The sequence below is a fragment of the Paraburkholderia acidisoli genome (genome assembly GCF_009789675.1).
Lineage (GTDB): Bacteria > Pseudomonadota > Gammaproteobacteria > Burkholderiales > Burkholderiaceae > Paraburkholderia > Paraburkholderia acidisoli.
The window spans coordinates 478,500-505,464 of record NZ_CP046913.1; the positions used below are offsets into that span (position 1 = coordinate 478,500).

General features: G+C 66.7%; 22 protein-coding genes and 1 pseudogene. 8 read left to right on the forward strand and 15 right to left on the reverse strand.

Annotation, left to right across the window (positions count from 1 at the left end; all coding sequences use genetic code 11):
* Window positions 1-91 precede the first annotated feature (91 nt).
* The 4 genes and pseudogenes from FAZ98_RS02125 to FAZ98_RS02140 form a co-directional block, all read right to left on the reverse strand.
* Complete coding sequence (locus tag FAZ98_RS02125) at window positions 92-826, reverse strand: PqiC family protein (RefSeq protein WP_158948331.1); 735 nt, start codon at window positions 824-826, stop codon at window positions 92-94.
* The gene (locus tag FAZ98_RS02130) at window positions 823-2,460 is read right to left on the reverse strand and encodes a PqiB family protein (protein WP_158948333.1); all 1,638 of its coding nucleotides are present in this window, start codon (window positions 2,458-2,460) and stop codon (window positions 823-825) included. The genes FAZ98_RS02125 and FAZ98_RS02130 overlap by 4 nt, the downstream gene beginning before the upstream one ends.
* Window positions 2,453-3,136: a paraquat-inducible protein A gene (locus tag FAZ98_RS02135; RefSeq protein ID WP_158948335.1), complete on the reverse strand. Its 684-nt coding sequence runs from the start codon at window positions 3,134-3,136 to the stop codon at window positions 2,453-2,455. Before FAZ98_RS02135 ends, FAZ98_RS02130 begins: the two co-directional genes overlap by 8 nt.
* A 474-nt stretch (window positions 3,137-3,610) precedes the next feature.
* Window positions 3,611-4,210: pseudogene (locus FAZ98_RS02140) on the reverse strand (paraquat-inducible protein A); the annotation flags it as partial.
* Between the two features lie 369 nt (window positions 4,211-4,579).
* Between FAZ98_RS02140 and FAZ98_RS02145 the strand changes: the two are divergent.
* Window positions 4,580-5,200 carry a YceI family protein gene (locus FAZ98_RS02145; RefSeq protein WP_158948339.1) on the forward strand — a complete coding sequence of 207 codons (621 nt, stop codon included), beginning with the start codon at window positions 4,580-4,582 and terminating at the stop codon, window positions 5,198-5,200.
* Between the two features lie 93 nt (window positions 5,201-5,293).
* Here the strand turns inward: FAZ98_RS02145 and secF are convergent, their stop codons facing one another.
* The 5 genes from secF to queA all read right to left on the reverse strand — a co-directional run bounded on the left by secF (window position 5,294) and on the right by queA (window position 11,483).
* Window positions 5,294-6,244: a protein translocase subunit SecF gene (secF, locus tag FAZ98_RS02150; RefSeq protein WP_158948341.1), complete on the reverse strand. Its 951-nt coding sequence runs from the start codon at window positions 6,242-6,244 to the stop codon at window positions 5,294-5,296.
* Between the two features lie 15 nt (window positions 6,245-6,259).
* Complete coding sequence (secD, locus tag FAZ98_RS02155) at window positions 6,260-8,326, reverse strand: protein translocase subunit SecD (RefSeq protein ID WP_158948343.1); 2,067 nt, start codon at window positions 8,324-8,326, stop codon at window positions 6,260-6,262.
* A 166-nt stretch (window positions 8,327-8,492) separates the two neighbouring features.
* Window positions 8,493-8,822 carry a preprotein translocase subunit YajC gene (yajC, locus tag FAZ98_RS02160; protein ID WP_158948345.1) on the reverse strand — a complete coding sequence of 110 codons (330 nt, stop codon included), beginning with the start codon at window positions 8,820-8,822 and terminating at the stop codon, window positions 8,493-8,495.
* 298 nt (window positions 8,823-9,120) lie between these two features.
* Window positions 9,121-10,320 (reverse strand): tRNA guanosine(34) transglycosylase Tgt, encoded by a 1,200-nt coding sequence (gene tgt / locus FAZ98_RS02165; protein WP_158948347.1) that lies wholly within the window; start codon window positions 10,318-10,320, stop codon window positions 9,121-9,123.
* Between the two features lie 101 nt (window positions 10,321-10,421).
* Window positions 10,422-11,483 carry a tRNA preQ1(34) S-adenosylmethionine ribosyltransferase-isomerase QueA gene (gene queA, locus FAZ98_RS02170; protein ID WP_158948349.1) on the reverse strand — a complete coding sequence of 354 codons (1,062 nt, stop codon included), beginning with the start codon at window positions 11,481-11,483 and terminating at the stop codon, window positions 10,422-10,424.
* A gap of 496 nt (window positions 11,484-11,979) precedes the next feature.
* On the opposite strand from queA, the gene recG reads away from it, so the two are divergent.
* The 7 genes from recG to ubiA all read left to right on the forward strand — a co-directional run bounded on the left by recG (window position 11,980) and on the right by ubiA (window position 19,295).
* On the forward strand, window positions 11,980-14,253 hold the full coding sequence (gene recG / locus FAZ98_RS02175) for an ATP-dependent DNA helicase RecG (RefSeq protein ID WP_233272639.1): 2,274 nt from the start codon (window positions 11,980-11,982) through the stop codon (window positions 14,251-14,253).
* A 172-nt stretch (window positions 14,254-14,425) separates the two neighbouring features.
* Window positions 14,426-15,385, forward strand: a complete 960-nt coding sequence (locus FAZ98_RS02180) for a hydrogen peroxide-inducible genes activator (RefSeq protein WP_158948353.1) — start codon at window positions 14,426-14,428, stop codon at window positions 15,383-15,385.
* A 220-nt stretch (window positions 15,386-15,605) separates the two neighbouring features.
* Entirely contained in the window at window positions 15,606-15,737 is a 132-nt protein-coding gene (locus FAZ98_RS35920; RefSeq protein ID WP_267904834.1) for a hypothetical protein, read from the forward strand.
* Window positions 15,738-15,825: 88 nt separating this feature from the next.
* The gene (locus tag FAZ98_RS02185) at window positions 15,826-17,274 is read left to right on the forward strand and encodes a catalase (RefSeq protein WP_158948355.1); all 1,449 of its coding nucleotides are present in this window, start codon (window positions 15,826-15,828) and stop codon (window positions 17,272-17,274) included.
* Between the two features lie 94 nt (window positions 17,275-17,368).
* Window positions 17,369-17,545, forward strand: coding sequence for a hypothetical protein (locus tag FAZ98_RS02190; protein WP_158948357.1), 177 nt, complete (start codon window positions 17,369-17,371; stop codon window positions 17,543-17,545).
* 191 nt (window positions 17,546-17,736) lie between these two features.
* Window positions 17,737-18,231, forward strand: a complete 495-nt coding sequence (locus FAZ98_RS02195) for a Dps family protein (RefSeq protein WP_158948359.1) — start codon at window positions 17,737-17,739, stop codon at window positions 18,229-18,231.
* A 200-nt stretch (window positions 18,232-18,431) separates the two neighbouring features.
* A complete protein-coding gene (ubiA, locus tag FAZ98_RS02200; protein ID WP_158948361.1) occupies window positions 18,432-19,295 on the forward strand; it encodes a 4-hydroxybenzoate octaprenyltransferase in 864 nt (287 codons plus the stop codon).
* Between the two features lie 120 nt (window positions 19,296-19,415).
* Here ubiA and proC read toward each other — a convergent pair whose 3' ends face one another.
* The 6 genes from proC to FAZ98_RS02230 form a co-directional block, all read right to left on the reverse strand.
* Window positions 19,416-20,231, reverse strand: a complete 816-nt coding sequence (proC, locus tag FAZ98_RS02205; RefSeq protein WP_158948363.1) for a pyrroline-5-carboxylate reductase — start codon at window positions 20,229-20,231, stop codon at window positions 19,416-19,418.
* 53 nt (window positions 20,232-20,284) lie between these two features.
* A complete protein-coding gene (locus FAZ98_RS02210) occupies window positions 20,285-20,983 on the reverse strand; it encodes a YggS family pyridoxal phosphate-dependent enzyme (protein WP_158948365.1) in 699 nt (232 codons plus the stop codon).
* 204 nt (window positions 20,984-21,187) lie between these two features.
* Window positions 21,188-22,417, reverse strand: coding sequence for a glycolate oxidase subunit GlcF (gene glcF, locus FAZ98_RS02215; protein ID WP_158948367.1), 1,230 nt, complete (start codon window positions 22,415-22,417; stop codon window positions 21,188-21,190).
* A gap of 18 nt (window positions 22,418-22,435) precedes the next feature.
* Window positions 22,436-23,524: a glycolate oxidase subunit GlcE gene (gene glcE / locus FAZ98_RS02220; RefSeq protein WP_158948369.1), complete on the reverse strand. Its 1,089-nt coding sequence runs from the start codon at window positions 23,522-23,524 to the stop codon at window positions 22,436-22,438.
* A 219-nt stretch (window positions 23,525-23,743) separates the two neighbouring features.
* A complete protein-coding gene (locus FAZ98_RS02225; RefSeq protein ID WP_158948371.1) occupies window positions 23,744-25,249 on the reverse strand; it encodes an FAD-linked oxidase C-terminal domain-containing protein in 1,506 nt (501 codons plus the stop codon).
* A gap of 177 nt (window positions 25,250-25,426) precedes the next feature.
* Window positions 25,427-26,851, reverse strand: a complete 1,425-nt coding sequence (locus FAZ98_RS02230) for an FAD-binding oxidoreductase (RefSeq protein WP_158948373.1) — start codon at window positions 26,849-26,851, stop codon at window positions 25,427-25,429.
* Window positions 26,852-26,965: the final 114 nt, after the last annotated feature.

Consider the following 26,965-nt stretch of genomic DNA (forward strand, 5'->3'; position numbering starts at 1 on the left):
AACGCTACGTCGCTCGCGTTTATTGCGTCTTATCGTCCGTCAAATGCGCGCATTGCGCGCGCAAATAGCCCTCAGTAACCGCGAAGCCGCCTCAACTTCCTGTTGTCGCCACCTGCGGACACGCCACGCTCACCGGCTTCGCCTTCACTGCCGCCGATTTCGCATTGCCCGGCGTCGTGGTCGACGTCACCCGAGGCGCCGCCGCCAGCGCCCGCACGCCGCTCGCGATCGAGTCCGACAACGCCGCAATCGCCCGCCGATGCCCCACCACGAGCGCGTCATAGCCGCCGCTCACCGGTTCGTTCAGCGTGCTGCGGCAGGTCATGACCGTTTGCGAATCGAGCGCGCGCACGCTCCACACGGCGTCCACGAGCGCGTGCGAGCCGGGCCACGACTCGAAGCGCTGCACGTTCACGCTCACGCGGTACACGGGCACGCCCGCCGGATGCGGCGAGCCGTACACGTCGATGGTGCCGAGCGCCTGCGTGAGATCGCCCGACAGCGCGCGGCGGATCTCGTCGCCGGGCAGCGAGGCCCAGCGCTCCTGCTCGAGCACGCGCACCTGGTTGGCGTCGGTTTGCACGACGAACTGCGCCTTCGCGACCTGCGGCGGCACGTCCACGGGCGCGAGTTCGATCAGCATCGACGGATTGCCGGCCGTGGTCGCGGCAGGCGAGGCGGTGGCATGTGCCGTGTCGTCGGTCGGGCTCAGCGTGTAGAAGTTGCTCGTGGGCGAGGCGCAGCCCGCGAGCAGCGCCGCCGCGGCGAGCGCGCCGACCGTGACAGAACGAACGACCGCGGCAGCGGGGACACGTCGAAACATCATGGCTTGTCTCCAGATTTGCCGCGCAGCAGCGACTCGGGATGGCGCTCCAGGTAGTCCGAGAGCGAGTTCAGCGATTGCAGCGTACGCGTGAGTTCCTGCATCGCCTGGTGCACGTCCGACTGCAGCGGCGAATCCTGCTGCAGCGTGGACTGCGCCGCGGCGAAGGTCTTCTGCGCCTCGTCGAGCGTGCCGCGCATCTGCGGCAGCACCTGGTCGTTGACCTGCGCGAACAGCTTGTTCGCGTTCACGAGCGACTCGTTCAGGTTGTTGCCGATCTTGTCGAACGGAATCTGATTGAGCTTCTTCGTGATGTCGGCGACCTGCTGCTGCAGTTCTTCGAGCGAGTTCGGCACCGTCGGCAGTTCGAGCGGCTCGTGGTCCAGATCGACCTTCGCGGGCGCCGCCTTCGGGAAGATGTCGAGCGCGATATAGAGCTGACCCGTGATCAGGTTGCCCGTGCGCAACTGGCCGCGCAAACCGCGCGCGACGAGCCGCTTGATCAGCTCCTGGCTCTGCGGCGTATGCGGCACCGGCGCTTCACCGCGCGTGCGGCGCGAGAGACGCAGCGGGTACAGATCCATCGTCACCGGCATGGTGAAGTTGTGCGCCTTGGCGTCGTATTCGATGCCGATGTCGGTCACCTGGCCGAGCACGATGCCGCGGAAGTCCACGGGCGCGCCCACCGAAAGCCCGCGTAGCGACTGGTTGAAGTACATCACCACGCGCACCGGCGCGCCGTCGGGTTCGCGCATCGCTTCGTTCTCGTCGGAGGCGAGCGCGAAGGTGGCGTTGTCGGGCGCTTGCGGGCCCATCGGCTGACCGGCGGGCGCCTGGAAGGCGAGGCCGCCCACCACGATCGTTGCGAGCGACTGCGTATTCACCTTGATGCCGCTCGAATCGAGCTGCACGTTCACGCCGCTCGCATGCCACCAGCGCGTGTTGGTGCCCACGTACTGGTCGTAAGGCGCGCTCACGAACACCTGCACCGTCACGCCGGTGCCGTCCTTGTCGAGCGAATAGCCCGTGACCTGGCCCACCTGGATACGGCGGAAGAAGATGGGCGTGCCGATGTCGAGCGAGCCGAGCGTGCCGCTATGCAGGGTGTAGCGATGGCCTTTTTCGTCGATGGTGACGGCCGGCGGCGCCTCCAGCCCCGTGAATTCGCTCTGCGAATCCTGCGAGCGCCCGGCGTCCGCGCCAATGTACGAGCCGGACAGCAGTGTGGTCAGGCCCGAGACGCCGCTCGCGCCCACGCGCGGCTTGACGACCCAGAAGCGGCTGTCCTTGACCGCGAATGCTTCGGCGTCCTTCGTGAGTTCGACCGTGACGATCACATGCGAGAGATTCGGCGAGAGCTTGATCGCGCGCACCGAACCGATATCGACGTCCTTGTACTTGACCTTGGTCTTGCCGGGCTCGAGGCCTTCGGCGCTGGAGAAGCTGATGGTGATGGTCGGGCCGCGCGTGGCGACGGATTTGACCACGAGGCCGATGCCGATCAGCGCCGCGACGAGCGGCACGATCCACACGAGCGAAGGCAGCCAGCGCTTCGGTTTGACGATCTCCGGCTCGGGCAGATTGGGCGGAATCGGTCCGCCTCCCGCTGGCGGGATCGGTCCTTTCGGGCTATTCATGAGGGCGGTCCTGAGTGTGTTGCGCGGGTTTGTGTTTGTCTTCGTCCACCGGGTCCCAGATCAGGCGCGGGTCGAACTGCATCGAGGCCAGCATCGTCAGGATCACGACCGAACCGAACGCGATCGCGCCGGGCCCCGCCGTGATCACCGCAAGCGACTGGAAGCGTACCAGCGCCACGGTGAGCGTGACAACGAAGATGTCCAGCATGGACCAGCGCCCGATGAATTCGACGAGGCGATACAGCTTGGAGCGCTCGACGGGCCGCCAGGTCGAACCGCGCTGCGCCGTGAAGCAGAGCAGCGCGAGGACGGAAAGCTTGAGCATCGGCACGAGAATGCTCGCGATGAACACGATTACGGCGAGCGGCCAGTCGCCCGAAGTCCAGAAGTAGACGACGCCGCTCATGATGGTGTCGTCCTCGTCGCCGACGAGCGAGGCCGTGTGCATCACCGGCAGCAGATTCGCGGGGATATAGAGCAGCGCCGCGGCGATCAGCAGCGCCCAGGTGCGCACGATGCTGTCGGGATTGCGCGGATGCAGGGGCGCATGGCAGCGTTCGCAGCGCTCGACAACGTGCTGCCGGGCGTCCGTGGCCGCGATGCGCACGTGCGGCTGCACGTGGCCGCAAGCGTGGCAGGAGAGGTAGCCGGCGTCGGTGGCGGTCTGGAATTTCATCGGGCGTGGATGGCCTCAGGGTTCCTTGGTGCGTTCGGGGCGCGCGGCGCGTGCTCAGTGCGTGCTTCGTGAGTGTTCGGCGCGCGCCCCGTGTTCGCCTCGTGTGCGCTCAGTATGGGTTCAGTGTGCGTGGATTTCGCGTTTGAGGCGCGTTCAATGTGCAGTCTTGCCGGCGGGGGCCGGTTGCCCCGCGGCGGCCCCGGTTGCGCCGATCGCCCCGATCCCGCTGGCGGTGCCGGATGCGCCGGCCTGCGGGTCGCGGATCTCGGGTTCCCCGAGTGGATTGCGGAGATGCGCGGCGTCGTGCGGCCCGGCAACGCCGGCGTCTTGCGCTTCGCGCGCGGCCGGTGCGGCCGGCGATGGCGTGCCCGGCAACGGGGCGGGTCGCGGGCCGCCCTTGGCGCGACCCGTTCCGCCCGAACCCGGCCCGCCCGGCCCGGCGCCGCCCGCCCGCGCCGCGCGCGAGGCGTCGCGCAGGCTGTCGGCGATATCCCAGAGCGTGCGCGAGTCGAAGGTCACGACCACGGTGAACATCAGCGTGAGCGCGCCGAACGCGAACAGCGCGGTTTCGGGAATCACGCGCGCGAGGCTCACCATCTTCACGATCGTGATGAGCACGCCCAGCATGAAGACTTCGAGCATGCCCCACGGCCGCACGAACTGGATCGCGCGCAGCACGTGATTGAAGCCGGGCGGAATATAGCCGCGCCGCACGGGCAGCAGCACATAGAGCAGCGCCACCATTTCGGTGAGCGGGAACAGCACGGTCGCGCAGAACACCATGACCGCGACCACCTGCATGTTTTCCTGCCACAGCACGACGAGCGCGCCGAACAGGCTCGACTCCGTGGTGATGCCGTTGGCGTCGAGTTCGATGATTGGAAACGACTGCGCGATGATGAACGTGACGAGCGCGGCTACCGTCATCGCGCAGATGCGGTCGAGCTGCATCGCCGCGTTGCTGTAGAGCGTCGCGCCGCAGCGCGGGCAACGCGCGGACTGGCGGCCGAGCAGGCGCGGCTTGTGGTAGAGCGCGTCGCAATCGTGACACGCGATCAGTTTGTCCTGGGCCATGCGGGCAGGTGACGCAAAACGACGTGAACGAAAGGCGCGCGGCGGCGTCGCGCATGTCTCGCGCGGGTTACGCGCAGATTACGAACGATGCGGGAGCGCCTCGCGGCCGTGCTACCGCCATGTTATCAAGCGGGGCCGGGCGACATCGCAAACGGCGTGCCGCGCGCGCCTCGGAAGCGTGCGAGTGTGACACGTTTGGGCGCGCGGCGTCGTCAAGATCGCAGGAGTAAGACGTTGCAACACGATCGTGCGTAATTGACAGATGTTTGCCGTCATCTGGATGGATTATCTTGCTGACAGTGCGGCCGCGCGGTCGCGCATGATTTCGACAAGAACAGGCCGGCATGGCCAGGCCAAAGCGGGAAGACCATGGAAGGATGGAAAATCTGGCGCGGTATCCGGCGCCATGCGCACCGGCCCGGCGGCCCGGGCGGCGTTCGCCGCGCGAACCGCTGGCGCGCGCTGGTCGTGGCAACGCTGTGCGCGGCGAACGCGGCGCAGGCGCAACTCGAGACCGCCACCAGCACGATCGTCGCCGTGTCGCGGCAAATGGGCGTGGCGGTGCAGGGCAACTTCACGAAGTTCGGCGCGCAGATCGACTTCGATCCCGCGAAGCCCACGGGCGGTACGGCGCGCATCGTCGTGGAGACGGGCAGCTACGACCTCGGCGACTCGACCTACGACGAATCCGTGCGCGGCGCGGACTGGTTCGATTCGAAGGCGTTCCCGCAGGCCACCTTCACCTCCACCGCGATCGTGCCGACCGCGCCGAACCAGTACCGCGTGGACGGCAAGCTGACGATCAAGGGGCACACCGAAGCCGTTTCGGTGCCGGTCGTGCTCACGCGGCAAGGCGCGATGCAGACCTTCGACGGCACGCTGCCGGTGCAGCGGCAAGTCTTCAACATCGGCACGGGACAGTGGAAAGACACCTCGGTGGTCGCCGACGAAGTGCTCATCAAGTTTCATATCGTCGTCGCGCACAAGTAGCTCGCGCGCACGCGCCAAACGGGCGAAAAAAAAGCCGGTTCGCGAGAACCGGCTTTTTTCATGTCGATGTCGATACGACTCGAGCGTGGCGCCTTACACCTGCGCGCCCGCGTTCGGATCGTTCGGATCGTACTTTTCCTTCTTGTCCTTGATGAGGTCCTCGCGCTTCACGCCGAGCCACATCGAGAGCGAAGCCGCGACGAACACCGACGAGTAGATGCCGAACAGAATCCCCACCGTGAGCGCCAGCGCGAAGTAATGCAGCGTGGCGCCGCCGAAGAAGAACATCGAGAGCACCATCATTTCCGTACAGCCGTGGGTGATGATGGTTCGCGACATCGTGCTCGTGATCGCGTGGTTGATCACCTCCGTGACCGTCATCTTGCGTTCGCGCCGGAAGGTCTCGCGAATCCGGTCGAAAATCACGACCGATTCGTTCACCGAGTAGCCGAGCACCGCGAGCACGGCGGCCAGCACGGAGAGCGAGAACTCCCACTGGAAGAACGCGAAGAAGCCCAGAATGATCACGACGTCGTGCAGGTTCGCGATCACGCCGGCCACGGCGTACTTCCATTCGAAGCGGAACGACAGGTAGATGATGATGCCCGCCACCACGCACGCGAGCGCGAGCAGACCGTCGGTGGCGAGTTCCTTGCCGACCTGCGGCCCGACGAACTCCACGCGCTGCAACTGCACCTGCGGTTCGGCCGCCTTGAGCGTGGTCATCACCTGGTCGCTCTGCTGCGCCGAAGACAGGTTCTGCTTGATCGGCAGACGGATCAGCACGTCGCGCGAGGTGCCGAAGTTCTGCACCTGGGCGTCGCCGTAGCCGATCTTCGCGAGCGAATCACGCACCGGTTCGAGCGGCACCGCCTGCGGATACTGCACCTCGATGACCGTGCCGCCCGTGAATTCGATCGACAGGTGCAGGCCGCGGTGGAACAGGAAGAACACCGCCGCAATGAAGGTAATGAAGGAGACCGCGTTGAAGATCAACGCGTGCTTCATGAACGGGATGTCCTTGCGGATGCGGAAAAATTCCATGATCTTGACTCCGTATCAGCGGGACGAACCCGAGTTGTCGGGGCTGTTGCGGCGGCGCACCTGCGGCTTCGCGCGCGCGCCGCTGTTGCCCTTGGCGCCGGCCTTGACCGTTTCGCGCTTCGCCGCATTCGCGGCATTGGCGCTGATCGCGCGGCCCGTGTCCGTGCCCGCGTCGCCGGCGCTCAGTGCGGGCGCGCCCGCCGTGACGGCGCCGGCTTCCGGTTCCGGACGCCACACCTGACCCACGGCCAGCGACTTCAGCTTCTTCTTGCCGCCGTACCAGAGGTTCACGAGACCGCGCGAGAAGAACACGGCCGAGAACATCGACGTGAGAATGCCGATACAGTGCACGATCGCGAAACCGCGCACCGGGCCCGAACCGAACGCGAGCAGCGCGAGACCGGCGATGAGCGTGGTCACGTTCGAGTCGAGAATGGTCGCCCAGGCGTGCGCGTAGCCGTTCTGGATGGCCAGTTGCGGCGGCGCGCCGTTGCGCAGTTCTTCGCGCACGCGCTCGTTGATCAGCACGTTCGCGTCGATCGCCATACCGAGCGCCAGCGCGATTGCCGCGATGCCCGGCAGCGTGAGCGTGGCCTGCATCATCGAGAGCACGGCCACCAGCAGCAGCAGGTTCACCGAAAGGCCGATCATGGAGATCAGGCCGAACAGCATGTAGTACGCGATCATGAACACGGCGATCGCGGCGAAGCCGTAGACCACCGAGTCGAAGCCCTTGCGGATGTTGTCCGCGCCGAGGCTCGGGCCGACCGTGCGTTCTTCGATGATGTCCATGGGCGCGGCGAGCGAACCGGCGCGCAGCAGCAGCGCGAGGTCGGCGGCGGCTTGCGGCGTGGGCTGACCCGTGATCTGGAAGCGGTCGCCCAGTTCCGACTGGATGGTCGCCACCGTGAGCACTTCGCCCTTGCCCTTCTCGAACAGCACCATCGCCATCGGCTTGCCGATGTTGTCGCGCGAGACGCTGCGCACCGCGCGGCCGCCCGCCGAGTCCAGACGGATGTTGACCGACGGACGCTGATGCTCGTCGAAGCCCGCCGAAGCGTCGATGATGCGGTCGCCCGTGAAGATCACGGCCTTGCGCAGCAGCACCGGCGCGGCGTTGCCTTGCGTGAAGAGTTCGTCGCCCGGCGGCACCGCGTCGCCCGGATTCGGGTGCAGGCCGTTCGGGTCGGCGAGACGCGCTTCGAGCGTGGCCGTGCGGCCGATGATGTCCTTCGCCTTCGCGGTGTCCTGCACGCCCGGCAGTTCGACCACGATGCGGTCGTCGCCCTGTTGCTGGATCACGGGCTCCGCCACGCCGAGTTCGTTCACCCGGTTGTGCAGCGTCTGGATGTTCTGCTTGAGCGCCGCGTCCTGCACGGTCTTCTTCACGGCCGGCGTGAAGGTGCCGACCAGCTGGAAGCCGCCGTCGGGCGCGTTTTGCTGCGCCCACACGAGTTCGCTCACGCCGCCCGAGCCCGACAGGACCGAGCGCGCCTGGGCGGCCACGGCGGAGTCGGCGAAATTGACCACGACGGTCTGGCCGACGCGGTTCACGCCGCCGTCGCGAATGTTCTTGTCGCGCAGGAGCGAACGCACGTCGGAAGCGTCGGAGTCGAGCTTCTTGCTGAGCGCGCCGTTCATGTCCACCTGGAGCAGGAAGTGCACGCCGCCGCGCAGGTCCAGACCGAGGTACATCGGCAGTGCATGCAGCGCCGTCAGCCAGCGCGGCGAGGCGCTTTGCAGGTTCAGCGCGACGATGTATTGCGGGTCGGTCGGGTCGGCGTTGAGCGCCTTGCTCAGCGCGTCTTTGAGACGCAACTGCGTGTCCGTGTCGGCGACGCGCACGCGAATGTTCGCGTTCATCGACGAATTGTCGAAGGTGACGTCGTCGGCCTTGATGTTGCTCGCGGCGAGCGCGGCTTCGACCTGGGCGAGCGTGCCGGAGTCGAGCTTGACGGTGGCTTTGCCGCTCGACACCTGGACCGCGGGCGCTTCGCCGAAGAAATTGGGCAATGTGTACACGAGGCCGATGACGAGCGCCACCAGCATCACGACATATTTCCAGAGGGGATAACGGTTCATTGGTTGGCCCAACGGGGGAAGGGAATGGCCGCTTCGAGGCGCGCGCCCGGGATGATCTTCGAGGATGCGCCCGAAAGCGATTCAGGCGGCAAAGACCGGGCCGGACGCGCGAAGCCGAGCGAGAAGCGCCAGTTGGCGCGCGCCGGCTGGAAGAACGCTTGCAGCCTTACAGCGACTTGATCGTGCCCTTCGGCAGGATGGTCGAAACCGACGACTTCTGGACGGTGATTTCGTTGCCGTCCGACACTTCCACGCCAACGTAGGCTTCGCCCACCTTGGTGATCTTGCCGACGATGCCGCCGCTCGTGATGACTTCGTCGCCCTTGGCCATGGCCGCGAGCATGTTGCGATGTTCCTTCTGACGCTTCATCTGCGGACGGATCATGATGAAGTACAGCACGGCGAACATCAGGATCAGCGGCAGGAAGCTCATCAGGCTCGATTCAGCGCCACCGGCTGCGGAGCCTTGAGCGAAGGCATTGGTAATGAACGACACGTTGGTCTCTCCGTTTATACGAACGATCACAAAAAGCAAGCCGGTTATTCTACCACCGGCATTCCTCACGACGATGACGCGAAATGCGCTTTGCGATCAAGCGTTTACGCGTAACCGGGGCAAATCCGGCGCGGCTTTCGCGCGGTGTGCGCGATTCGCCGCGCTGTTGTCCGGCATCGTCGCGTAAGACGATTGTAAAGTCTGGCGATGCCGCGAGCGGCGCGCAATCGGAACAAAGCTAAAAAGCTTGTCGGTTCGCGCGGCCCGCACGGCGCACGCGCCGCACCTTCGCGCCGCGTCAGTCGGTGCCGCGCGCGCGCTGCTCCGCGAAGCGCTGGCGGAACGCCGCGAACGTCTGCGTTTCGATCGCCGCGCGCATCTCGCTCATCAGTTCCAGGTAGTAGTGCAGGTTGTGGATCGTGTTGAGCTGCGCGCCGAGGATTTCGCCCACGCGATGCAGGTGATGCAGATAACCGCGCGTGAAGTGGCGGCAGGTGTAGCAACTGCATTGCTCGTCGAGCGGGCGCAGCGAGTTGCGGTGCGTGGCGTTGCGGATCTTGATGTCGCCGAAACGCGTGAAGATCCAGCCATTGCGCGCGTTGCGCGTGGGCATCACGCAGTCGAACATGTCGACGCCCGAGGCCACGCCCGCCACGAGATCTTCCGGCGTGCCCACGCCCATCAGGTAGTGCGGCTTGTCGGCGGGCAGTTTGGGCGCGATGTGCTGAAGCACGCGCATCATGTCTTCCTTCGGCTCGCCCACCGAAAGACCGCCGATCGCGTAACCGTGGAACGGCATCTCGCCGAGCCCGGCCAGCGACTCGTCGCGCAGGTCCTCGAACATGCCGCCCTGCACGATGCCGAAGAGGGCGTTCGGATTGCCGAGACGGTTGAATTCGTCGATGGAGCGTTGCGCCCAGCGCATCGACATGCGCATGGAGTCGGCGGCTTCCTTGTGCGTGGTCGGCACGCCGTTCGTCGCGTAGGGCGTGCATTCGTCGAACTGCATGACGATGTCCGAATTCAGCACCTTCTGGATCTGCATCGACACTTCGGGCGAGAGGAACAGCTTGTCGCCGTTCACGGGCGAGGCGAAGCGCACGCCGTCTTCGGAAATCTTGCGCAGGTCGCCGAGCGAGAACACCTGGAAGCCACCCGAATCCGTGAGGATCGGCCGGTTCCAGCCCATGAAACGATGCAGGCCGCCGTGCGCCTCGATCACTTCCAGACCCGGCCGCAGCCAGAGGTGGAAGGTATTGCCGAGGATGATCTGCGCGTGCATTTCTTCCAGCTCGCGCGGCTGGGTGGCCTTCACGGTGCCGTAAGTGCCCACGGGCATGAAGATGGGCGTTTCGACCACGCCGTGATTGAGCGTGACGCGGCCGCGGCGCGCGAGGCCGTCGGTGTTGAGCAGCTCGAACTTCAGGCCGTTTTGCGGGCGTTCGCCGAGATAGGCGCCGTGTTCGGCGCGTGCGTTGCTTTGCTGACCGTCGGTCATGCGTTGGACTCCTGGGCAACCGGAAAACAGTCCGGCGCAGATAGTGAAACGCCGCCGCGCCCGTCTGTCAGGCGTGGCGGCCGGGAAATCGTCGGGCCTTCTCAGGCCTTCAGTGCGTCGGCGGTCTTCGTCAGCAGCATGGCGTCGCCATAGCTGAAGAAGCGATAGCGCTCGTCGATCGCGTGCTTGTACGCGGCGCGAATCGTTTCGATACCGGCAAACGCCGAAACCAGCATCAGCAGCGTCGATTTGGGCAAGTGGAAGTTCGTCACGAGCCGATCCACCACGCGGAACGTATAGCCCGGCGTGATGAAAATATCGGTTTCGGCCTGTGTGGCCGCGAGCGCGCGGTTTTCGTTCGCGGCGTCGCGCGCGGCGGCTTCGAGCGCGCGCATCGAGGTCGTGCCCACGGCGATCACGCGGCCGCCGCGCGCGCGCGTGGCGGCGATCTTGTCCACCAGCGATTGCGGCAGTTCGTACCATTCGCTGTGCATCGTGTGGTCGGCGATGTTCTCCACGCGCACCGGCTGGAACGTGCCCGCGCCCACGTGCAGCGTGAGCGTTGCGTGCTCCACGCCTTGCGCCTCGAGTTTCGCGAGCAGCGCGGCGTCGAAGTGCAGGCCCGCCGTGGGCGCGGCCACCGCGCCCGGATTCTGCGCGAACACGGTTTGGTAGCGCGTTTCGTCGGCGGCGTCGGCGTCGTGCGTGATGTACGGCGGCAGCGGCAAGCGGCCGAACTGCTCGATCAGCGTGAGGCAGTCGTCGGGGAAGTGCAGCGTGTAGAACGGCTCGACGCGATCGCCCACGGTCACGTCGAACGCGTCGGCGAGACGCAGCACGGTGCCGGGGCCCGGGCTCTTGCTCGCGCGGATCTGCGCGAGCGCCGTGCGCGCGCCGGTGAGACGCTCCACGAGCACCTCGATCTTGCCGCCGCTGGCCTTCTGGCCGAAGAAACGCGCCTTCAGAACCTTGGTATCGTTGAACACCAGCAGATCGCCGGGCGCGAGACACGCGGGCAGGTCGGCAACGGTGCGGTCGGTGAGCCGCGCGGGTTGCACGGCGTTGTCGACTTCCAGCAAGCGGCTCGCGCTGCGCTCGGGCAGCGCGGTCTGCGCGATCAGCGCTTCGGGAAGGTCGAAATCGAAATCGGAAAGCTTGAACATGCGGCCTGGAAAAAACGGAAAAGCGCCTGGGTTGGGCAAGGGGCGCGGGCAGGGGCGTATCGGCGAAAGCGCTCCGGTCGCACTGGCCAAAGCGCACGCCGGTCAGGCAACCGTCGGCGCCTCGCGCTGGCGAATTCGCGCGCACGAGAGCGGCGGTAAGCTGCCGCCGCCGCGCTTTGCGGAGCACGCGCCGGGTGCCGGGAGCGTTGCCTGAGCGTTGCCGGTCGATCGACGGATTCATGGGCCGATCCTTCGCACGATCCGGCGCTGCCGCCATGCCGCTTCGCACGCCGGATCGCGCCCCGAATGACCTCGCGACGCTCGCCAGCCGACCTCGAGCGGCTATGATTGCGGCGATGCGCCCGAAAGCCGGTGCGCCGTGCCAGCGCACCGAATTGCGCTGAACCGCGCGCGCGTTGCCATGCCGGATGCCGGAAAGCCGTTATTGTACTTGCGAATGCCCATGCCCTCGTCCGCCTCGTCCGCCAGCCGATTGATGTCTGAAGCCGATTCTCCCGGCGACGACACCGCGCGCGCGTCCGACGCGCCACGATCCGCCGAAGACCACGCCGAAGCCACCGTACCCGCGCGCAAACGCGCCGCGAAGAAAACGGCGGAAAAAGCGGCAGCCAAAGGCTCGGAAAAAGCCGCCGACAAAAAAGCCGCCGACAAGCCCAAGCTCGCCAAAACCGCCGACAAACTCGCCAAGCTCGGCCTGCGCAGCGACATCGACCTCGTGCTGCATCTGCCCATGCGCTACGAGGACGAAACCACGCTCACGCCCATCGGCGAATTGCTGCCGGGCGGCGTCGCGCAAACCGAAGGCGTGGTGTTCGACAACGAGATCGCCTATCGCCCGCGCCGCCAGCTGGTCGTGAAACTGCACGACGATCGCGGCGACGAACTGCATCTGCGCTTCCTGAACTTCTACGGCTCGCAGGTCGCGCAGATGGCGATCGGCAAGCGCCTGCGCGTGCGCGGCGACGTGCGTGGCGGCTTCTTCGGCATGGAGATGGTGCATCCGGCGGTGAAGGTCGTCGACGACGAAACCCCGCTGCCGCAAGCGCTCACGCCCGTGTATCCGTCCACGGCGGGCGTGAGTCAGGCGTATCTGCGCAAGGCTATCGACAACGCGCTCGCCCGCGCGTATCTGCCCGAACTGCTGCCCGAGCCCATTGCCGCCGAATTCATGGCGCCGCTCGACGTGCCGCCGCTCATGGGCGCGGTGAAGACGCTGCATCATCCGCCCATCGACGCCGACGAGCACGCGCTCATCGACGGCACGCATCCCGCGTGGACGCGCATCAAGTTCGAGGAACTGCTCGCGCAGCAGCTCTCGCTCAAGCGCGCCCACGAGGAGCGCCGCACGCGCGCGGCGCCCGCCATGCCGCGTCACGTGGCGGGCCGCGACAGCGAGACCACGCTGCTCGCGCGGCTGCGCGCGGCGCTGCCGTTCACGCTGACGAACGCGCAGGAACGCGTGGTCGGCGAGATCGCGCAGGATCTGGAGCAGCCGCATCCCATGCAGCGCCTGCTGCAAGGCGACGTGGGCAGCGGCAAAACCGTGGTGGCGGCGCTCGCGGCGGCTCAAGCCATCGACGCCGGTTATCAGGCCGCGCTCATGGCGCCCACCGAAATTCTCGCGGAACAGCACGCGCGCAAGCTGCGCGGCTGGCTCGAACCGCTGGGCGTGCAAGTGGCGTGGCTCTCGGGCAGCCTCAAGGCGAAGGACAAGCGCGCCGCGCTCGAAGCGGCGGCGCTCGGCACGGCGCAGCTCGTGATCGGCACGCACGCGATCATTCAGGACGCCGTGGAATTCGCGCGCCTCGGGCTCGTGATCGTCGACGAACAACATCGCTTCGGCGTCGAGCAGCGGCTCGCGTTGCGCGCGAAGGCGCAGAACGCGCGGCGGGTGAATCCGTCTGCGGATCAGGCGGATCGCGAGTTCCAGCCGCATCAGCTGATGATGTCGGCCACGCCGATCCCGCGCACGCTCGCCATGACCTATTACGCGGACCTCGAAGTGTCCACCATCGACGAACTGCCGCCGGGCCGCACGCCGATCCTCACGAAGCTCGTTTCCGACGCGCGCCGCGAAGAGGTGATCGCGCGCGTGCGCGCGGCGGCGCTCACGGGGCGCCAGGTCTACTGGGTGTGTCCGCTGATCGAGGAAAGCGAGACGCTGCAACTGCAAACGGCCGTCGAGACCTACGAAACGCTCGTGGCCGCGCTGCCCGAACTCGCGGTCGGGCTGGTGCACGGGCGCCTTGCGCCTGCCGATAAAGCGGCGGTCATGGACGCGTTTTCGCGCAACGACGTGCAGTTGCTGGTGGCGACCACGGTGATCGAAGTGGGCGTGGACGTGCCCAACGCCTCGCTGATGGTGATCGAGCACGCCGAGCGCTTCGGACTCGCGCAGTTGCACCAGTTGCGCGGGCGCGTGGGGCGCGGCACGGCGGCGTCCGTGTGCGTGCTGCTTTACACCGGGCCGCTCTCGCTCACGGGCCGCGCGCGCCTGCAAACCATGCGCGAAACCACCGACGGCTTCGAGATCGCGCGCAAGGACCTCGAAATTCGCGGCCCCGGCGAGTTCCTCGGCGCGCGCCAGTCGGGCGCGGCCATGCTGCGCTTCGCGAGCCTCGAAAACGACGCGTGGCTCATCGAGCCCGCGCGCGAAGCCGCCGAACGCCTGCTGCACGAATATCCGCACGTCGTCACGCAGCATCTGAACCGCTGGCTCGGCGCACGCGAGCAATATCTCAAGGCGTAGGGAACCGGTGTGGACCGCCGCGGGAACCTGCGCGCTTCGGCGTCGTCTGAAGAATCTGATCGCGCCCCGGAATTGGCGCGAATGATTGGCGAATCGCCTTCATAGGTGTATAACTCCAAGCTATTGATTCACCGTTTCGATTGTTGTTGATGTTCCCCTATTTGGTCCTCCAATGACGCTCACAGAACTGAAATACATCGTCGCCGTCGCTCGCGAGCGCCACTTCGGACGGGCCGCGGAAGCCTGCTTCGTGAGCCAGCCCACGTTGTCGGTTGCCATCAAGAAGCTCGAAGACGAGCTGAATGTGCAGATCTTCGAGCGCGGCACGAGCGAAGTGAGCGTGACGCCCATCGGCGAGCAGATCGTGACGCAAGCGCAGCGCGTGCTCGAACAGACGCTCGCCATCAAGGAAATCGCCAAGCAGGGCAAGGATCCGCTGGTCGGGCCGCTGCGCCTTGGCGTGATCTACACGATCGGACCGTATCTGCTGCCCACGCTCGTGAAGCAGATGATCAAGCGCGTGCCGCAAATGCCGCTCATGCTGCAGGAGAACTACACGCTCAAGCTGATCGAGCTGCTCAAGCAGGGCGAGATCGACGTGGCGATCATGGCGCTGCCGTTCCCCGAAACCGGCCTCACGCTGCGGCCGCTCTACGACGAGCCGTTCGTGGTGGCGCTGCCTTCGGGCCACGCGTGGGAGAAGCGCGAGAAGATCGACCCCGACGATCTCAAGCAGGAAACCATGTTGCTGCTCGGCAGCGGCCATTGCTTCCGCGACCATGTGCTGGGCGTGTGCCCGGAACTCATGCGCTTCTCGCAGAACGCCGACGGCATCCAGAAGACCTTCGAAGGCTCCTCGCTGGAAACCATCCGCCATATGGTCGCAAGCGGTGTGGGTATCACGGTGCTGCCGCGCATGTCGGTGGCCGAGGTGAAGCCGCAGGCGGCGGGCATCGACGCGGGGCTGCTCTCGTACGTGGCGTTCGACGATCCCGTGCCGGACCGCCGCGTGGTGCTGGCCTGGCGCAAGAGCTTCACGCGCATGCCGGCCATCGAGGCCATCGTCGAGGCGATCCATGCCTGCGAGCTGCCGGGCGTGAAGAAGATCGAGGCGCCCGCCGAAACCGTCTGACTTTCCCGGCAATCGCCGCGCGGCGCTCGCGCGGCACCTCGCCGGTTCTCCCTCCGCGGCGGCGTTCTGTCCGCCGCAACGTTCCCTTGCATTTTGTATTGCGACCCCAATAACTATTGCCTATTTGATAGATTGGATAAATCAAATTATCGATATCAATAGTTATTGATACAGTTTCCTCCATCCCATCCGAACTTCGGAACCAGAACAGGAGGAAGCGATGCAAACGAACACGCCGACCCAGCAAGCCAGCCACGCTGCTCGAGACCACGTGCCCGCAACGGCTCAGGCCGTCGCGCGCCTGCGCACCGTGGCCTTTTCGCTGCTCGTCGATCGCGCGCTCGCCGCCTGACGCCGCACGAGGCCACACCGCGCGGGTCACCCCGCGCTTCCCGCCTCGGCAAGACACCCCCAGAACACCCGCATATTTGGAGTCCAGGATGACCGAACGTACTCTCACCTCGGCAGCAGGCGCACCCGTCGTCGATAACCAGAACTCGCTCACCGCCGGCCCGCGCGGCCCGGTCCTGTTGCAGGACGTGTGGCTGCTCGAAAAGCTCGCGCATTTCGACCGTGAAGTGATTCCCGAGCGCCGCGTGCACGCGAAAGGTTCGGGCGCATTCGGCACGCTCAAGGTCACGCACGACATCTCGCGCTTCACGAAGGCCAAGGTGTTCGGCGAAGTCGGCAAGGAAACGCCGATCTTCATCCGCTTCTCGACGGTCGCGGGCGAACGCGGCGCCGCCGACGCCGAGCGCGACGTGCGCGGCTTCTCGATCAAGTTCTACACGGAAGAGGGCAACTGGGACGTGGTCGGCAACAACACGCCGGTGTTCTTCATTCGCGACCCGCTGAAGTTTCCCGACTTCATCCACACGCAAAAGCGCGACCCGCGCACCAATATGCGCAGCAATGTGGCGGCGTGGGACTTCTGGTCGCGCCATCCGGAGTCCTTGCATCAGGTCACCATCCTGATGAGCGACCGCGGCATTCCGCAGAACTATCGTCAGCAGCACGGCTTTGGCTCGCACACGTTCTCGTTCATCAACGCGAACAACGAGCGCTTCTACGTGAAGTTCCACTTCAAGTCGGCGCAAGGCGTGGAGAACTACACCGACGCCGAAGCCGCGCAGGTGGTGGCGCAGGACCGCGAGAGCGCGCAGCGCGATCTTTATAGCGAGATCGAGAAGGGCAATTTCCCGCGTTGGCATTTCCGCGTGCAGGTGATGCCCGAGGCCGACGCCGCGAAAGTGCCGTACAACCCGTTCGACATCACCAAGGTCTGGCCGCACCAGGATTACCCGTTGATCGACGTGGGCACGATCGAGCTGAACCGCAACCCGGAGAACTATTTCGCCGATGTCGAGCAGGCCGCGTTCACGCCGGCCAACGTGGTGCCGGGCATCGGCTTCTCGCCGGACCGCCTGTTGCAGGGCCGCTTGTTCTCGTACGGCGACACGCAGCGTTATCGGCTCGGCATCAACCATCACCAGATTCCGGTGAACGCGCCGCGCTGCCCGGTGCATTCGTTCCATCGCGACGGCATGGGCCGCAGCGACGGCAATCTCGGCGGCAACGTGAATTACGAGCCGAGCCGGTTCGCCGATTTCACGCAGCGGCGCGACGCCGGCGAGCCGCCGCTCGCGGCCGGTCCGGTCGATCACTACGACCACCGCGAGGACGACGATTACTACAGCCAGCCGGGCGCGCTGTTCCGTTTGTTCGACGCCGCGCAGCGTGAGCGCCTGTTCGGCAACATCGCGCGGCATATCGCCGGCGTGCCAGCGGAGATCGTGCAGCGTCAGCTCGAGCATTTCCGCCGCGCCGATCCGGCCTACGCACAAGGCGTGAGCGACGCGATCGCGCAGCTCGCGGCGCAGACGAAGTAACGCGGCAGACGGTGCGGCGCGTGACGCGCCAGGACGTCAAGTCACGCGCTCGCACCGGCGCCGCGCAACCAGGTAACACGCAAGGAGCACCATCATGACCCGCACGATGACGATGACGATCAAGACCCTCGGACACGGCGAAGCCGCCGCCATGGCGCGCACCCGCGCGGACGGCACGCAGTTCGTGCGCCGCGTGGTGAGCTACGCGGTGCTCGCGAGCGGCGTCGTGGCGATCGCCGCGCAGAGCTTCGCGCATCTCGTCGGGCATTGAGCGTGCTCAGGGTGTTGCCCGCGTAACGAAGCGACTCACGCGCGGGTATCGACAAAGGCGCGCGCGCGGCGTCGCGAAGCAGGGCCGGATGAAGCGGTTCTTTCGTATTTCCAGGCTACACTGACGGCCGATCGGGCGTTCGCGCCACGTCGTCGCGAACGCATAGTCTCACTGCTACAAAAGGAGTCGTCATGGCGAAAAAAGCAAACCCCGTGGTGCAGCACGTGAATATCGGCATCAGCGACAAGGATCGCAAGAAGATCGCGGACGGCCTCTCGCGCCTGCTCGCCGACACCTACACGCTGTATCTCAAGACGCACAACTTCCACTGGAACGTCACGGGCCCGATGTTCAACACGCTGCACCTGATGTTCGAAGGTCAGTACAACGAACTCGCGCTGGCCGTGGACGCGATCGCCGAGCGCATTCGCGCGCTGGGCGTGCACGCGCCGGGCAGCTACAAGGACTTCGCGAAGCTCTCGTCGATTCCCGAAGCCGATGGCGTGCCCTCGGCCGAAGACATGATCCGCCAGCTCGTGGAAGGTCAGGAAGCCGTGGTGCGCACCGCGCGCGCGATTTTCCCGTCGACGGAAGCCGCCAACGACGAACCGACGGCCGACCTGCTCACGCAGCGCATGCAGACGCACGAAAAGACCGCGTGGATGCTGCGTTCGCTGCTCGCGTAAGCGCAGCGCTCCTCGCGCGACACGCGTGACGATGAAGGCCCGCCGGGTTGCCCGGCGGGCTTTTTGTTTTTGGCGCGGGGTTGCGTGCGGCTTGATGGCGATGTGATGGCGAGGTCGTGCCTGGCAACGCTGGCGGCGCCGCGAAACGCGCGTGGCCTACAATAGTGCCATCGCCTCATCCTGCTCCCGCCGCACCGATCATGTTCGCCCGACTCCCGCTTTATCTGCGGCTCGTCCGCATGGACAAGCCGATCGGCAGCCTGCTGCTGCTCTGGCCCACGCTCAACGCGCTGTGGATCGCCTCGGGCGGTCATCCGCCGCTTTCGCTGCTCGTGATCTTCACGATCGGCACCGTGCTGATGCGCTCGGCGGGCTGCGCCATCAACGATTACGCCGACCGCGACTTCGACCGCCACGTGAAGCGCACCGCCGAACGGCCGATCACCTCGGGCCGCATTCGCGCGTGGGAAGCCGTGGCGATCGCCGTGGCGCTCGCGCTGGTCTCGTTCCTGCTGATCCTGCCGCTCAACGCGCTCACCAGGCAGCTTTCGGTGGTGGCGCTGTTCGTGGCGGCCTCGTATCCGTTCACCAAGCGCTTTTTCGCGATTCCGCAGGCGTACCTGGGCATCGCGTTCGGCTTCGGCATTCCCATGGCGTTCGCCGCCGTGCAGGACCACGTGCCCGCGCTCGCGTGGATCATGCTCGTGGCCAACGTGTTCTGGTCGGTGGCCTACGACACCGAATACGCGATGGTCGACCGCGACGACGACATCAAGATCGGCATTCGCACTTCCGCGCTCACGTTCGGCCGCTTCGACGTGCTCGCGATCATGCTCTGCTACGCGGTCACGCTCGGCATTTACGTCTGGGTGGGCGTGACGCTCGCGTTCGGCTGGCTCTACTGGCTCGGCTGGGCCGCCGCCGTGGGCTGCGCGATCTACCACTACACGCTCATCAAGAATCGCGACCGCATGGCGTGCTTCGCCGCGTTCCGCCACAACAACTGGCTGGGCGGCGCGGTGTTCGTGGGCATCGCCGCGCATTACGCCGTGGCGCAGTTCTAGGCCGCAGCCACCTGCGATCGCCGTTTCTGCCGATAAAAAAGCGCCGGGAGAGGTCACTCACCGGCGCTTTTTTTCGCGCGTTCAGACTGGAACCGGCTGGAACCGGCCGATAAAACCGCGTTACTGCTTGCCGAACTCCTCGCCCATTTCCTTCGCGCGTGCGTCGGCGGCCAGCGCGCCCTTGACGATAGCGGCCTTCACGCCGGAGGCGTCGAACGACGCGAGCGCGGCGGCTGTCGTACCGCCCTTGGAGGTAACGCGCTCGCGCAGCACGGCGGGCGGCTCGTCCGATTGCAGCGCCAGTTGCGCCGCGCCCGTGAAGGTGGCGATGGCGAGCGCGCGGCCTTGCTGCTCGTCCATGCCGAGCTGGCGCGCGGCTTCTTCGAGCGCTTCGATGAAATAGAACACGTAGGCCGGACCGCTGCCCGAAATGCCGGTGACGGCGTCGATCTTCGCTTCGTCGTCGAACCAGACGGTCTGGCCGACGGCGCCCAGCGTGTCCGAGGCGAGCTGGCGGCCCGCTTCGTCCACGCCCCGGCTCGCGACGAGACCGGTTGCGCCCATGCCGATCAGCGCGGGCGTGTTCGGCATCGTGCGCACGACGCGCGCGTGGCCGTTGAGCCAGCGCGAGAGGTCGTCGATACGAATGCCGGCCATGATGCTGATGACCACCTGATGCGCGGCGAGGTGCGGTGCGAGGCCTTCCGCGACCGCCTTGGCGATTTGCGGTTTCACGGCGATCAGCACGGCGTCGTAGCCGGCCAGGGCCGCGTCGGCGGCCGCGCCGGTGCGCACGCCGAATTGCTCCGCGTTGCGCTTGCGCGCGTCTTCGTTCGGATCGATCGCGTAGAGATGGTCGGCCGGCACGCCCTTGCGAATGAGACCGCCGATGAGTGCGGCGGCCATGTTGCCGCCGCCGATGAAGGCAATTTTCATGGTGATGGTGGGTTCGGTGAAACGGTGGAGTCGGTGCGGTGGAATCGTTGGAATCAGTGCGCGTAGTCGCGCGCGCCGAAGATGGCCGTGCCGACGCGCACGATGGTCGCGCCTTCGAGCACCGCCGCCTCGAGATCCGCCGACATGCCCATGGAGAGCGTGTCGAGCGCGAAACCTTGCGCGTTTAGCGCGTCGAACAGCGCGCGCAATTCGCGGTGCGGCGCGCGTTGCGCCTCGAGCGTGTCCTGCGGCTCGGGAATCGACATGAGCCCGCGCAGCCGCAAGCGAGGCAACGCCGCGATCGCGCGCGCGACTTCGGGCGCTTCTTGCGTCGTGACACCGCTCTTGCTGGCTTCACCGCTCACGTTCACCTGCAGGCAGACGTTGAGCGGCGCCATGCCCGCGGGGCGCTGCGCCGACAATCGCTCCGCGATCTTGAGCCGGTCGACCGAATGCACCCAGTCGAAGCGCTCGGCCACGAGGCGCGTCTTGTTCGATTGCAGCGGCCCGATGAAATGCCACTCGAGACTCGCGCGCAGGTCGTCGAGCGCCTCGATCTTGTCGACGGATTCCTGCACGTAGTTCTCGCCGAACGCGCGCTGGCCGGCGGCGTGCGCGGCGCGCACGTCCTCGGCGGGGAACGTTTTCGACACGGCGAGCAGGGCGACGCTGTGCGGATCGCGGCCGGCGTTGCGAGCCGCGGCGGCCATGCGTTCGTGCACGGCCTGGAGGTGCTGGGCGAAATCTGTCATCGGGCTCGATGCGGCGCATGAGACGACCGGCGCCGCTTTTTGGATCCAAAACGGTCGGAACGTGGCCATTATACGGACTGCGTCGCGCGCGAAACACTGGCCAAATGGTCTATGACGAATGGCCGACTGTTGGCGCGAGCGACGAAGGCCTACGCTGATCCCGTTCCCCGAGGCGCGTGCGCCCCGGGCCTGGTTTTCCGCGTTCTAGTTGGCCGCCAGCATATGTTCCACCAGTTCGATCCAGTGCGTGACCGGAATCGCCGTGCCGCTTTGCAGGTGCGCGATGCAGCCGATATTGGCCGAGACGATCAGTTGCGGCTCCAGTGCCTTCAGGCGATCCACCTTCTGGTTGCGCAGCGTGTACGAGAGGCGCGGCTGCGTGATGGAATAGGTGCCCGCCGAACCGCAGCACAGGTGACTGTCCACGGGCAGGCGCACGTCCAGGCCGAGCGCCGCCAGCAGCTTTTCCACGCCGCCGCGCAATTGCTGGCCGTGCTGGAGCGTGCAGGGCGGGTGCCACGCCACGGTCTGGATGCCGCGCCGCCGTGTGGCCGCCACGAGCTGATCCTGGAACGCGGGCAGCCATTCGGAGAGGTCGCGGGTGAGCGCGACCACGCGGCGCGCTTTCTCGGCGTAGGCGGGGTCGTCGCGCAACAGGTGCGCGTATTCCTTCACCGTCGCGCCGCAGCCGGAAGCGTTCATCACGATCGCTTCCACGCCGGCTTCGATATGCGGCCACCAGGCGTCGATATTCGCGCGCACGTCGGCGAGCGCGTCGTCGGTATAGCCGAGATGCAGGCGGATCGCGCCGCAGCAGCCCGCTTGCGGCGCCACCACGGTTTCGATGCCGAGCGCGTCCAGCACGCGCGCCGTCGCCGTGTTGATGTTCGGCATCATCGAAGGCTGCACGCAGCCTTGCAGCATCAGCACCTTGCGCGCGTGCTTGGCGGCGGGCCAGGCGAGCGGGCGTTGGCGCAACGGCACCTTGTCGCGCAGGCGTTTGGGCAACAGCGGCCGCATCTGCTGGCCGAGCCGCATGGCGGGCGTGAAGAGCGCGCGGCGCGGCAGAATACCCGCGAGCAATCTGCGCAGCAGGCGCTGGCGCAGCGGGCGCCGCACCATCTGCTCGGCGTGCTTGCGGCCCACTTCCACGAGCCGGCCGTATTGCACGCCCGAAGGGCAGGTGCTTTCGCAACTGCGGCAGGTGAGGCAGCGGTCCAGGTGCGTGAGCGTGCTCTTCGTGACCGGCGCGCCTTCCACCATCTGCTTCATCAGATAGATGCGGCCACGCGGGCCGTCGAGTTCGTCGCCGAGCAGCTGGTAGGTCGGGCAGGTCGCGGTGCAGAAGCCGCAATGCACGCATTTGCGCAGGATCGCGTCGGCTTCGTCGCCGTCGGGAGTGTTGCGAATGAAGTCCGCGAGGTTCGTCTGCATCGCCGCGTGTGGGTGAGATCAGAAGTCGGAATAGAGCCGGCCGCGGTTGAAGATGCGCGCCGGGTCGAAGGCCGCCTTGAGGCCGCGATGAATCTTCATGAGCGGCGCGGGCAGCGGGGTGAACACGCCCGCGCTGCGGTCGTAGTCGCGGCCCGTGCGGAAGATCGTGGCGTGGCCGCCCGCCTGCTTCGCGCTGATGCGTACCGTTTGCGCGTCGGTTTCGGTGATCCACCAGCGTTGCGCGCCACCCCATTCCATCAGTTGCGCGCCAGGCAGTTGCAAAGGCTCCGCGATCGACGGCAGCGCGAGACGCCAGAGCGCCGCATCGGGCGCGATCGCCGCGAAAAACGGATCGGTCTGCTCGCGCAGGCCGGCCCAGAAACGCTCGGCCTCGACCGCATCGACCACCTCGCCGCCCAGCGAGGTGCGCGCCGACTTCACGGCGGCTTCCGCGCCTGCGAGCCGCACGGCCAGCGTGCCGTTGCGCCAGGCGCTCGCCGTCATCGGCAGCGGGCGGCCGCCCCATTCGTTGAGCTTGCGCACGGCGTCGGTGCCGTTCATGTCGAACTTGAGCGTGGCCTCGGCCTGCGGCACGGGCAGTACTTTCACGGAGAGTTCGAGCATCAGGCCGAGCGTGCCGAGCGAGCCCGCCATGAGCCGCGAGACGTCGTAGCCCGCCACGTTCTTCACCACCTGGCCGCCAAAGTGCAGCACCTCGCCGCGCCCGTTCATCACGACCGCGCCGAGCACGAAGTCGCGCGGCGCGCCGGCGCTCGCCCGGCGCGGTCCCGCAATGCCCGCCGCAACGCAGCCGCCGAGCGTGGCCTGCGCGCCGAAGTGCGGCGGCTCGAATGGCAGCATCTGGTCGTGCGCCGCGAGCGTGGCCTCGATGGCCGCAAGCGGCGTACCGGCGCGTGCCGTGATGACGAGTTCGGCGGGGTCGTACGCGATGATGCCGCGGTGCGCGCGCGTGTCGAGAATCTCGCCTTCGAGCGCCTGGCCGTACCAGTCCTTGGTGCCGCCGCCGCGTATGCGCAGCGGCCGGCCTTCGGCGCTGGCGATGCGGATGCGTTCGGACCAGTCCGAGACGATGTCGTCCTCTTCCATGTCGTGCGGTTCGCGCCTGTTCTTGTTCGGGTTCGTTCCGGGGTTCGTTCGATTGTACTGAGCGAGCCCGCGCCGACAACCCCGCACGGACCCGCATGCGCTTCACGCGAAACGCATAGCGGGCGGAGCGTCGCCCGCGCAAAGGCGCGGCGGCTCAGGGAATGGCGGCGAGAGGCAGCGCGGCGAGAGGCATCGCGGCAAGAGCCGCCGAACGCGCGTCTAGAAGCGCGGCAGCTCGGGATGCGGCAGCAGATTGCCGCGCACGTGCATGCGCCCGTACTCGGCGCAGCGCGCGCGCGTGGGGATGCCCTTGTCGGGATTGAGCAGCGCGGCCGGATCGAACGCGCGCTTGACGGCATGGAACGCGTCGCGCTCCTGCGGCGAGAACTGCACGCACATCGAATTGATCTTTTCGATGCCCACGCCGTGCTCGCCCGTGACCGTGCCGCCCAGTTCGACGCAGGTTTCGAGGATGTCGGAGCCGAATGCCTCGGCGCGGTGCCATTCGTCGAGATCGTTGCCGTTGAAGAGAATCAGCGGATGCATGTTGCCGTCGCCGGCATGGAACACGTTGATGCAGCGCAGCCCGTATTGCGCCTCCATTTCATGGATGCGCGCGAGCAGCGGCCCGATCGCGCGGCGCGGCACGGTGCCGTCCATGCAGTAGTAGTCGGGGGAGATGCGGCCCGCCGCCGGGAACGCGTTCTTGCGGCCCGACCAGAAACGCAGGCGCTCTTCCTCGCTGCGCGAAATGGCAATGCGGGTTGCGCCGTGCTCGCGCAGCACGGCCGTCGTGCGCGCGATTTCGTCGGCCACTTCCTCGGGCGTGCCGTCGGATTCGCACAGCAGGATTGCGGCAGCGTCGAGGTCGTAGCCCGCGTTCACGAACTCTTCCACGGCGCGCGTGGCGGGTTTGTCCATCATTTCGAGGCCGGCGGGAATGATGCCCGAGGCGATGATGCCGGCCACGGCGTCGCCGCCTTTCACGACGTCGTCGAAGCTCGCCATGATCACCTGCGCCATTTGCGGGCGCGGAATCAGCTTGACGGTGACCTCGGTGACGATCGCGAACATGCCTTCGCTGCCGATCATCACGGCGAGCAGATCGAGGCCCGGCGCGTCGGGGCCGAGCGAACCGAATTCGACGATCTCGCCGTCCATCGTCACGGCGCGCACGCGCAGCACGTTATGCACGGTGAGGCCGTATTTGAGGCAGTGCACGCCGCCCGAATTCTCCGAAACGTTGCCGCCGATCGTGCAGGCGATCTGCGAGGAGGGATCGGGCGCGTAATAGAGCCCGAACGGCGCGGCCGCTTCCGAGACGGCGAGATTGCGCACGCCGGGTTGCACCGTGGCCGTGCGCGCGTAGGGGTCCACTTCGAGAATGCGCCGGAAGCGCGCGAGCGACAGCACGATGCCGTGCCGGATCGGCATGGCGCCGCCCGAGAGGCCGGTGCCCGCGCCGCGCGGCACGATCGGCACTTCGAGACGCCGGCAGATCTGCACGATGCGCTGTACCTGCGACTCGGTTTCCGGCAGCGCCACCGCGAGCGGCAGACGCCGGTAAGCGGCGAGCCCGTCGCACTCGTAGGCGACCGTGTCTTCCTCGCGGTGCAGCAGGCAATGCGCCGGCAGTACCGCCATCAGCGCCTGCACGACTTCGCGCTGGCGCTGCGCGAGCGCTTCCGCGCTCAATTCGGGCACATTCGCTTCCGGTGCGTTCATGTCTCCTCCCGCGTGCCTGGCGGCATGCCGCCGGGTTCGCTCGAATGGATCGATCCGCTCGATCCGCTCGAGCCAGTTAAACCGCTCGCCGCGCACGAAGCCGCGACTCATCACCGCGCGCCGCCCGGCGCATCTCGCGTGCGCTCCGGCGGCGTGAAGAATCCGGCGCGAGCCGGACTACGCCGCCCAGCTGAAAATCTTGCCCGGATTCATGAGGTTGTGCGGATCGAGCGCGTGCTTGATCGCGCGCATGGTGTCGATGGTGTCCGCGCCGTGCTCCTCCACGAGGAAGTCCATTTTATGCAGACCCACGCCGTGCTCGCCCGTGCAGGTGCCGTCCATCGCGATCGCGCGCTGCACGATGCGGTGGTTCAGGCGCTCGGCTTCGTCGATCTCCTCGGGCTTGTCCGGGTCGATCAGGATCGCCACGTGGAAGTTGCCGTCGCCCACATGACCCACGATCGGGCAGGGCAGCGGCGAAGCCTTGAGGTCGTTTTCCGTTTCGAGCACGCATTCGGCAAGGCGCGAGATCGGCACGCACACGTCGGTGGTCACGGCGCGGCAGCCCGGGCGCAGTTGCAGCATCGCGAAGTAGGCGCTGTGGCGCGCGTTCCAGAGGCGGCTGCGGTCTTCGGGGCGCGTGGCCCATTCGAAGCCTTCGCCGCCGTGCTGAGCAGCCAGTTCCTGCACGAGTTGCGCCTGCTCCTCCACGCCCGCGGGCGTGCCGTGGAATTCGAAGAACAGCGTGTGCTTCTCGCGCAGCGTGAGATTCGAATGCTTGTTGATCGCGCGCACGGCGAGCGAGTCGATGAATTCCACGCGCGCGATCGGCACGCCCAACTGGATCGTTTCGATCACCGTGTTGACGGCCTCGGCCATCGACGGAAACGCGCACACCGCCGCCGAAACCGCCTCGGGCTGCGGGTACAGCTTCACGGTGATTTCGGTAATGACGCCGAGCGTGCCTTCCGAGCCCACGAAGAGGCGCGTGAGGTCGTAGCCCGCCGAAGACTTGCGCGCGCGCGAACCGGTCTTGATCACGCGGCCGTCGGCGAGCACGGCGGTCAGGCCGAGCACGTTCTCGCGCATCGTGCCGTAGCGCACGGCGTTGGTGCCCGAGGCGCGCGTGGCCGACATGCCGCCAATGCTCGCGTCCGCGCCCGGGTCGATCGGGAAGAACAGGCCGGTGTCGCGCAGCGCCTCGTTCAGTTGCTTGCGCGAGATACCCGGCTCGACCGTGACCGTGAGGTCTTCGGCGTTGATGGCGAGCACGCGGTTCATCTGCGAAAGGTCGATGGACACGCCGCCCTGCACGGCCAGCAAGTGGCCTTCCAGCGAGGAGCCATTGCCGTAGGGAATGATCGGCACGCCGAATTGCGCGCAGAGTCTGACGATGCGCTGGACGTCTTCGGTGCTCTGCGCGAACACCACGGCGTCGGGCAGTTGCGGGTCGAAGCGCGATTCGTCGCGGCCATGATGGGCGCGCACCGCTTCGGAAACGGACACGCGTTCGCCAAAGGCGCTGCGCAGCTGGTCGAGGAGTTCGGCGGGGAACGGGCGGCGTGCGGATTCGGCAATCGCCGGCGGCGCGGGATGATTCACGCGGGTGTCTCCTTCGTGGGATTGTGTGTCTGGCGCACGGCCGGCGCGTGGCAGGCAATGCTGCGGGTACGTCGTGCGCGAGCGAATCGGCTCATTTTACGCCGAGGTTCGCGC